This is a genomic window from Nocardia sp. 852002-20019_SCH5090214 (assembly GCF_001665865.1).
Taxonomy (GTDB): domain Bacteria; phylum Actinomycetota; class Actinomycetes; order Mycobacteriales; family Mycobacteriaceae; genus Nocardia; species Nocardia nova.
In genome coordinates, this window is sequence record NZ_LZMK01000354.1 from 1 (window position 1) to 2034 (window position 2034).

Genomic DNA, 2034 nt, shown 5'->3' on the forward strand with positions numbered 1-2034 from the left:
AGGCGGCCATCGACATCAAGGCCGCGCAGCTGAGCCAGGACATCGACAAGGAAGGCGCGACCGTCATCCTGCGCGTCAACGAATCCGTCCCGGCCGATGTGCAGTCCGCGATCGCCGAGGCCGTCGGCGCCGCGAAGGTGGCCCAGGTCGACCTGAGCTGAGCGCGGGGTGGTATTCGGTCAAATATCCTCCGCGCCCGAAAACCCCTGTGCGAGTAGCGAAATCGATACAGCGGGAACGCAGGTATTCCCAGCGCGGACAATCGAATACTCTGTGCAGTACGCACGCAGCGCCCAGCTGATTCGGTCCCCGTCACGAGGGGCCCCGCTCATCACACTGAACATCCCAGTCGATTTCCAGGGAAAGGTGACCACGTGAGCAGTGCAGTTTGCCTGCTGCTCTACGGATTCGTCGTCGCGGTCCTCGCGCCTTCGGTACTGCGTCGCTACACGCGCGACGGCATCGCACCGCGGCTGGGTTTGACCGCCTGGCTGTGCGCGATCGTCTCGGTCGCAGTCTCGTGGGCTGCCGCGATTGTGGTGGTCGTCGTCGATATCGCGCACGACATGTCTCACCCCGGCGAGACCAGCATTCTGGACAGCTGCCTGCTCCAGCTGCACGACGCGGCGACCGGGCAATACGGGGCAGTTATCCAGGTAGCCCTGCTGTCGCTGGCCGCTATGGCCGCCGTCGCGGGCGGATTTCTGCTCGCCCGGTTGACAGCCGGCCTGCTGCGAGCGCGATCGGTGACACATGATCACGCCCGCATGGCGCGGGTCATCGGTCGGCACAATTCCCGGTTGGACGTTTTCGTCATCGATCTCGATGAACCGATGGCCTATTGCGTCGCCGGCAAACCCGACACCGTGGTGGTCACCCAGGGCGTGGTCGAAGCCTTGGACGATGCCCATCTGCAAGCCGTACTGGCGCACGAACGCGCACATCTCGCCGGTCGCCACCACGTGCTCCTGGCCCTGACTCGCGGACTGGCCGGCCTGTTTCCACGAGTCCAGCTTTTCCGGGCCGGGGCCGTCGAAGTGGCCCAGCTCGCGGAGATGTGTGCCGACGACGTGGCCGCCAGATCCCACGGAAACCGGACCGTCACCTCGGCTCTTCTCGTGCTGTCCGGTGCCGGAGAGCGAGCAGGTGCGCTCGGCGCCGCCGGGACCAGTGTCGCCGCCCGGGTGGAACGCCTCACCATCAACGTCCGCCCGCAACGACGGTGGGCAACGCGGCTGAAACTCAGCGCCGCCACCGCATTCGCCACGGTGGGCCCTTTGGTGGCGATGGTCATGTCGGCGGTGGGCCTGGCAGTGTGCACCGCAGACGACGATCAAGCCACGGCACTGGGTTCGCACATCATCGCGGTCGCGTTGCACCAACTCGGCTGCGACGACCACCATCCCCACGCGCAACCGCACACCTATTCGGCAATCGCGCGCACTGTTTCTCGACCCTCACATTGATCGCCCGGTCACCCACAACCTGCGCGCGGCGTCGCTTGGGCCCGACAAAGGAGCGGTCGGGGTCGACAAGCCTATGAGGGAACGACTTGTCGACCCCGATCGCAGACGCCGCTGCTGAATTCGGCGCCCTCGCGGTGCGGTAACGCACCGCAAGCCTTCCCACGAATACTATCTACGTACGTAAATAGTATCCACTCCGCGGTTGGATTGTGACTTAGGTAACATCCACGGGGCTGGAGGTAGGCGATCAGCACCCCATACGTCGGCGTAGCGCGGCCAGGAGTCCTTCAGACTCCTCGGCGCTCATGCCGTTGATGAAATGCGTCAGGACAACCTCGAATCGGCCACCCACCCCCAGCGCCTCTCGCATCAGACGCGCGCAGTACTCCTCCCGCGTCACCGTCGGCCAGTAATGAAAGGCCTTGCCCTCGCGCGCCCGGTCCAGCCACCCCTTGCGGCGTAAGTTGTCCATAGTCGACAACACCGTGGTGTAGGCGATCTCACGCTCCCCCGACATTTCGTCGTATATCTCCCGGACCGTGACCGAATCCGTGCGGCCCCACACCCG

The 2034-nt window shown here is 65.0% G+C and carries 2 protein-coding genes; one reads left to right on the top strand and one right to left on the bottom strand.

Annotation, left to right across the window (positions count from 1 at the left end; translation table 11 throughout):
- Nucleotides 1-374: 374 nt before the first annotated feature.
- Nucleotides 375-1466 carry a M56 family metallopeptidase gene (locus tag A5780_RS27440; RefSeq protein WP_062965805.1) on the top strand — a complete coding sequence of 364 codons (1092 nt, stop codon included), beginning with the start codon at nt 375-377 and terminating at the stop codon, nt 1464-1466.
- Between the two features lie 247 nt (nt 1467-1713).
- Here the strand turns inward: A5780_RS27440 and A5780_RS27445 are convergent.
- A partial coding sequence (locus A5780_RS27445) for a BlaI/MecI/CopY family transcriptional regulator (protein WP_064910138.1) occupies nt 1714-2034 on the bottom strand: 321 nt, incomplete at its 5' end.